Consider the following 6,069-nt stretch of genomic DNA (forward strand, 5'->3'; position numbering starts at 1 on the left):
GACCTTTTGGACGGAATCCTAAATATATATAAAGAAAAAGGGTTTACTTCCCATGACGTTGTTGCGGTGGTGCGTAAGACACTGCACATGAAAAAAGTGGGGCATACAGGTACCCTTGATCCTGATGCCGAGGGGGTACTGCCCATATGCGTGGGCAAAGGGACTAAGCTTGCGGATCTCATTATGGATGGACGCAAAAGCTACCGGGCTATACTCCATTTAGGTATTTCTACAACAACAGAGGATGCCTCGGGGGAGGTAGTGGAGGAGAAACCTGTGGTTTTTGATGAGGAGAGCATTGGAAGCGCCATAAACTCCTTTATTGGAGAGTTGGAACAAATACCCCCTATGTATTCTGCGGTGAAAATCAATGGAAAAAAACTATATGAGCTAGCAAGAGAAGGCAAAGAAATTGAACGTAAGGCGCGGAAGATTAAGGTGTATGACATTAAAATTCGCCGCTTTATTCCTCCTTGTCAAGTGGAGATGGACGTGGACTGCTCAAAGGGCACATATATCCGCACACTATGCGCGGATATTGGCAAAACATTGGGCTGTGGTGGACACATGGCAAGTTTATTAAGAACTGCTACTGGTGCATTCACCTTGGAGAATGCCATCAAGCTAGAAGAGCTAAAGGCTTTAGAGGAAGCAGGACAGGTAGATACTATTCTCTTAGGGTTGGCAGATGCCTTGGAGGGCTATACACGGGTTTTTGTTTCTGAAAAATCTGCAAAGCTGTTATACAACGGCGGTAAGATACGAAGTGAATTTTTCCAGGCAGAAAAAGAGCTGAAGGAAGGTCAAGAGGTTATTGTTTTTGACCATAAAATGAATTTAACGGGGATTTATACAGTAGTGCAGGAAGAAAAAAGCTTTTTTATCAAACCATTTAAGATGTTGATTTAAGGAGTAGAAAAATGGAACATATCACGGATACGCACATAGACCAGAATCAGCCGACGGCGGTGACGCTGGGCAATTTTGACGGCTTGCACCTGGGACATCGTGCGTTGATCAAATTGACAAAGCAATTTGCAGAGGAAGAAGGGTTAAAAAGCGTTGTTTTTACTTTTTCCCCCCATCCGATGCTGGTGTTCGGAAAAAAAGATGACTTTGCGCTGATTATGGCTCCTTCGGAAAAGAAATTTACCATGGAGCAACTGGGCATTAATACTTATATTGAGTATCCCTTTGACCAAACTTTTTCAGCAATGAGTGCCGAAGATTTTGCAATAAAGCTGATTTTTGAAAGATTGCAGTGCCGTGTTTTAATAGTAGGAGAAAATTATCACTTTGGCGCTAACCGTTCAGGTGATTACGAAATGCTGCAAAGATTGGGAGAAGCCCGTGGTGTTAAAGTCATTGCAGTACCCTCTGTTTTATTTGAGGAAGAACGTGTCAGCTCCTCCAGAATTCGCAAATGCTTACTACAAAAGGATTTAGAAGAGGCTAACCGTATGCTCACTGAACCGTACTTCATTTTGGGGAAGGTTTCTGAGGGGAAAAAACTAGGCAGAACCATTGGTTTTCCTACGATTAACATCATCGCTCATCCGCTAAAATTGTTTCCGCCAAACGGCGTTTATGCGACAAAAACTTTGTATAAAGGCAAGTATTATTATGGCGTAACCAATATTGGAATGAATCCTACAGTAAATGGTACACAAAAAATTGTGGAAACTTATTTGCTGAATTTTAATGAAAATGTTTACGGAGAAACACTGCAAACATTTTTTTATAAATTTTTACGTAGTGAACGCAAATTCCCCGGAGTTGAGGAGTTGCGTCAGCAAATCGAAATAAATGCTGAGCAGGCAGCAGCATATTTTGCGTCTGAGGAGTATTTGATTAAATGGAAAAGCGCCCAAGAGTAAAAATTGGGGAGTATAAATATGAGTCAAAATAAGAAAATATGGGCAACCCTAGCGTTGCTATTAACAGCTGCCATTTGGGGCAGTGCCTTTGTTTTCCAAAAATTTGCTGTTGACGAATTAACTACATCTTTTATCGTTGCGTCTCGCTTTTCTGTTGCAGGGATCATCACTGCCATAGCAACAATTAAAAAGTGGCATCGCATTGATAAGGAATATTTAATCGGGGGACTTGTCTCAGGTTCTACCATGGTTTTGGGCTCTGCATTACAGACAGTGGCTATGACTTATGGCACCACCCCCGGCAAAAGTGCATTTTTAACGTCCGCCTATTGTGTTATCGTACCTTTTTTAGGCTGGATCTTTATGAAAGAGCGCCCCAAGAGAAATCATATTATCGCTGCGGCCATCTGCTTAGTGGGGATTGGATTAATTTCATTGGAAGGCAGTATGAAAATTACTTTTGGGGATGGCATTACTTTATTGTGTAGTGGAGCTTTTGCCGCAAATATTATATCCATTGCGTATTATTGCAGAGGGAGAGACCCGATGCTTTTGACCATGTTGCAAATTTGTGTCGCAGGGTTATTGGGATGGATTGCTGTTTTTGCAACAGGAGGATTTCCACAAAGCTTATCATGGGCAGCTGCAGGAAATGTGCTCTATTTGGCAGTTTTTTCTACGGCTGTATGTTTATCCTTACAAAGTATTGGGCTAAAATATATTAATGCAACGGTGGGCACAATTATTTTAAGCTTGGAATCTGTTTTTGGTGTGGTTTTCTCTGTACTACTTTTTAAAGAGCAGATAACAATAAGAATGGCTTTGGGCTTTGTTATTATATTTTTTGCAATCATCTTTTCACAGTTTGATTTTACAAAAACTGTCGATGAAAAAATTGTGGAAAACCCAGAGAATTAGCGTATTGACCTTGCAAAGGCGAAGGTAGTATGCTAAAATAAAAATGCTGTAAATCCGAGACTCGGTCTTTGGACTCTCCAACCATTACTTAGTCTTTGGGGATGCATAGTAAAAAAAATTTCAGGAATTATAAGGAGGAAATAACAATGGCAACAATCAACAAACAGGAAATTATCGCAAAATACGGCAGAACCCCTAACGATACAGGTTCTCCCGAAGTACAGATCGCTCTGTTGACTGCAAGAATTACAATGCTTACAGATCATTTGAAGGATCACAAGAAGGATCACCACTCCAGAAGAGGTCTTTTGAAAATGGTAGGACAGAGAAGAGGTCTTTTGAACTATTTGAAGGACCTTGATATCGAAAGATATCGTGCTATCCTTAGCGAACTTGGTCTGAGAAAGTAAGAATTGCGATATAGGGAGGAGAGAGGAAATTTCCTCTCTTTTCTTCTATGATTTCAAAAAGAAAATAAGTGTATGTGGCACTATAGATTTCCAGCTTTTTTCATAGCTAAGGGTATGAGAAAAGCTGAAGATCTATGGTGCATAGAAGAAAAAACAAAAGGAGACTTTATTATGTTTAGAACTTATACCATGGATTTAGCAGGCAGAACTCTGACAGCTGAAATTGGCAGAGTTGCAGAGCAGGCAAATGGTGCAGTTATTTTGCGCTATGGTGAAACCACAGTTTTAGTGACCGCCACTGCATCTCAAAAGCCCAGAGAAGGAATTGACTTTTTCCCACTGAGCATTGATTACGAAGAAAGACTTTACTCTGTAGGTAAAATCCCCGGGGGCTTTATCAAAAGAGAAGGAAGACCATCTGAAAAGGCTGTATTGACCTCCAGATGTATTGATAGACCTTTGAGACCTTTATTCCCTAAGGATTACAGAAATGATGTTGCCATTGTGGCGACGGTTATGTCTGTTGACCAGGATTGTTCACCCGAAGTAATTGCTATGATTGGTGCTTCCTTGGCGTTGAATATTTCCGACATTCCTTTTACTGATCCTCTTTCCTCCGTAAGCATTGGCTATTGCGATGGTCAGCTGGTTGTAAACCCTACGGCAGAGCAAAGAGAAACTTCCAGATTATCCTTGACTGTTTCCTCCAAAGAGGACAAGGTTATGATGATTGAAGCTGGAGCAGACGAAATTCCTGATGAACTGATGATGGAAGCCATTCATTTGGCTTTTGACACCAACCTTGAGGTTGTAAAATTCATCAAAGAAATCGTAGCAAAAGAAGGCAAAGAAAAAGCACCTTATGAAGAGCATGTTATCAATCAGGAAGCTTATGATTTAGTTACAAGCTACATCACAGATGCAAGAATGGAAGATGCGGTTTTTGCTGAATTGAAGCAAGACAGAGATGCAAAGCTTAAGGTGATTACCGATGAAGTTACAGAAGCTTTAACAGAAAAGCTGACAGCAATTTATGGCGAAGATGCAAAAATCGGCGAAGTGTTGGGCGAAATTATCTATAAATTTGAAAAAATGACAGTGAGACGTATGATTTTAAAAGACCACAAGCGTCCTGACGGTCGTGGCATTGAAGAAATCAGAAAGCTTTCTGCTGAAATCGATGTATTACCCCGTGTTCACGGTTCTGCATTATTTTCTAGAGGACAGACACAGTGCTTGACTGTAACCACATTAGGTATGATTAGTGAAGGCCAGCGTTTGGATGGTTTAGATACCAATGAAACAGGCAAACGTTATATCCATCATTATAATTTCCCTGGTTATTCCGTGGGTGAAGCGAAAACTTCCAGAGGCCCCGGCAGACGTGAAATCGGCCATGGCGCATTGGGTGAAAGAGCTTTATTGCCTGTTATTCCCAGTGAAGAGGAATTCCCATATGCAATCCGTTTGGTTTCCGATATTTTAAGCTCCAACGGTTCCACCTCTCAGGCAAGTATTTGTGGTTCCACATTGTCCCTGATGGCGGCAGGTGTTCCCATTAAGCGTCCTGTTGCAGGTATTTCTGTAGGATTGGTTACCGGCGATACAGAGGATGACTTTGTTGAAATTACTGATATTCAGGGCGTTGAAGACTTCTTTGGCGATATGGACTTTAAGGTTGCCGGAACCAGCGAGGGTATTACAGCTATCCAAATGGATATGAAGATTAAAGGCTTGACCTTTGCCATGATTGAGCAGGCTTTTGCTCAGACAGGCAGAGCTAGAGAATATATTTTAAACGAAGTAATGCTGAAGGCAATTGCTGAATCCAGAAAAGAGCTTTCTCCTCATGCACCAAAGATTGCTTCTATGCAAATTGATGTTGAGAAGATTGCAGAAGTTATTGGTACAAGAGGCAAAGTAATCAAAAAAATTATTGAGGAAACAGGATGTGCAATTGATACCGAAGATGATGGCACAATCTTTATCAAGGGTATTAATGCTGCTGATATTCAGCGCGCCATTGATATGATTAATGCCATTGTAAAGGATCCTATTCCAGGCACAATTTACACAGGCGCAATTACAAGATTGATGGCTTTTGGCGCATTCTTTGAAATTGCACCAGGCAAAGAAGGCTTGGTTCATATTTCTAAGATTTCCAACAAGCGCGTGGAAAAGGTTGAGGATGTATTGGCTGTTGGCGATATTGTTAGCGCAAAGCTGATGGAAATTGATAAACAGGGCAGATTGAATTTCTCAATCAAAGATGCAGTACCTCAGGAAGAAAAGCCTAAGGAAGAAAAGCATAGTCATAAAGCATAATATCTAACAGATAGGAGGCTGTGAATAGGAAGGTTTTCCTGCACAGTCTCTTTTTTATGAGAGCATAAAAAATATAGTTTGGAACATGATAAAAGAAATTAGCGTTTTGCATGGGAGAGATTATATGGTTATTATTAAAAAATTACAAAACGGAATTTCTGTTGCTTTAGAGGAAATTGCCTATGTACGCAGCATTTCCTTTGGTATTTGGGTGAAAAACGGTTCCAGAAACGAAAAACCCGAGGAAAACGGTGTATCTCATTTTATCGAGCATATGATGTTTAAAGGAACAGAAAACAGAAGTGCAAAGGAAATTGCCCAGGCCATGGATGCCTTAGGCGGACAGATTAATGCTTATACCACCAAAGAATACACCTGTTATCATACCCGTGTATTGGATGAGCATTTTAAAAGAGCTTTAGAGGTTATGAGTGATATGTTTTTGCGTTCTTTATTTGCGCAAAAGGACGTGGAAAAAGAGCGCAATGTTATTATTGAGGAAATCAATATGTATGAGGATGCACCGGAGGAATTGGTGC

At 40.6% G+C, this 6,069-nt stretch carries 6 protein-coding genes; all 6 read left to right on the forward strand.

Features of this window, described 5'->3' with window-relative positions:
* Positions 1-6 precede the first annotated feature (6 nt).
* Positions 7-909 carry a tRNA pseudouridine(55) synthase TruB gene (gene truB / locus RTK36_RS03505; RefSeq protein ID WP_312044395.1) on the forward strand — a complete coding sequence of 301 codons (903 nt, stop codon included), beginning with the start codon at positions 7-9 and terminating at the stop codon, positions 907-909.
* Positions 910-920: 11 nt separating this feature from the next.
* A complete protein-coding gene (locus RTK36_RS03510) occupies positions 921-1,877 on the forward strand; it encodes a bifunctional riboflavin kinase/FAD synthetase (protein ID WP_312044397.1) in 957 nt (318 codons plus the stop codon).
* 18 nt (positions 1,878-1,895) lie between these two features.
* On the forward strand, positions 1,896-2,795 hold the full coding sequence (locus RTK36_RS03515; RefSeq protein ID WP_312044399.1) for a DMT family transporter: 900 nt from the start codon (positions 1,896-1,898) through the stop codon (positions 2,793-2,795).
* A gap of 146 nt (positions 2,796-2,941) precedes the next feature.
* Complete coding sequence (gene rpsO, locus RTK36_RS03520; protein ID WP_256150150.1) at positions 2,942-3,205, forward strand: 30S ribosomal protein S15; 264 nt, start codon at positions 2,942-2,944, stop codon at positions 3,203-3,205.
* Positions 3,206-3,376: 171 nt separating this feature from the next.
* A complete protein-coding gene (locus tag RTK36_RS03525; protein ID WP_312044401.1) occupies positions 3,377-5,530 on the forward strand; it encodes a polyribonucleotide nucleotidyltransferase in 2,154 nt (717 codons plus the stop codon).
* Between the two features lie 124 nt (positions 5,531-5,654).
* A partial coding sequence (locus RTK36_RS03530; protein ID WP_312044403.1) for a M16 family metallopeptidase occupies positions 5,655-6,069 on the forward strand: 415 nt, incomplete at its 3' end.

This window comes from Anaerotignum sp., assembly GCF_031981185.1.
In the GTDB taxonomy this organism is placed as follows: domain Bacteria; phylum Bacillota; class Clostridia; order Lachnospirales; family Anaerotignaceae; genus Chakrabartyella.

Coding starts and splice junctions, on each gene's coding strand:
- RTK36_RS03510 (WP_312044397.1), top strand. CDS start 921: ATGGAACATATCACGGATACGCACATAGACCAGAATCAGCCGACGGCG.
- RTK36_RS03515 (WP_312044399.1), top strand. CDS start 1,896: ATGAGTCAAAATAAGAAAATATGGGCAACCCTAGCGTTGCTATTAACA.
- rpsO (WP_256150150.1), top strand. CDS start 2,942: ATGGCAACAATCAACAAACAGGAAATTATCGCAAAATACGGCAGAACC.
- RTK36_RS03525 (WP_312044401.1), top strand. CDS start 3,377: ATGTTTAGAACTTATACCATGGATTTAGCAGGCAGAACTCTGACAGCT.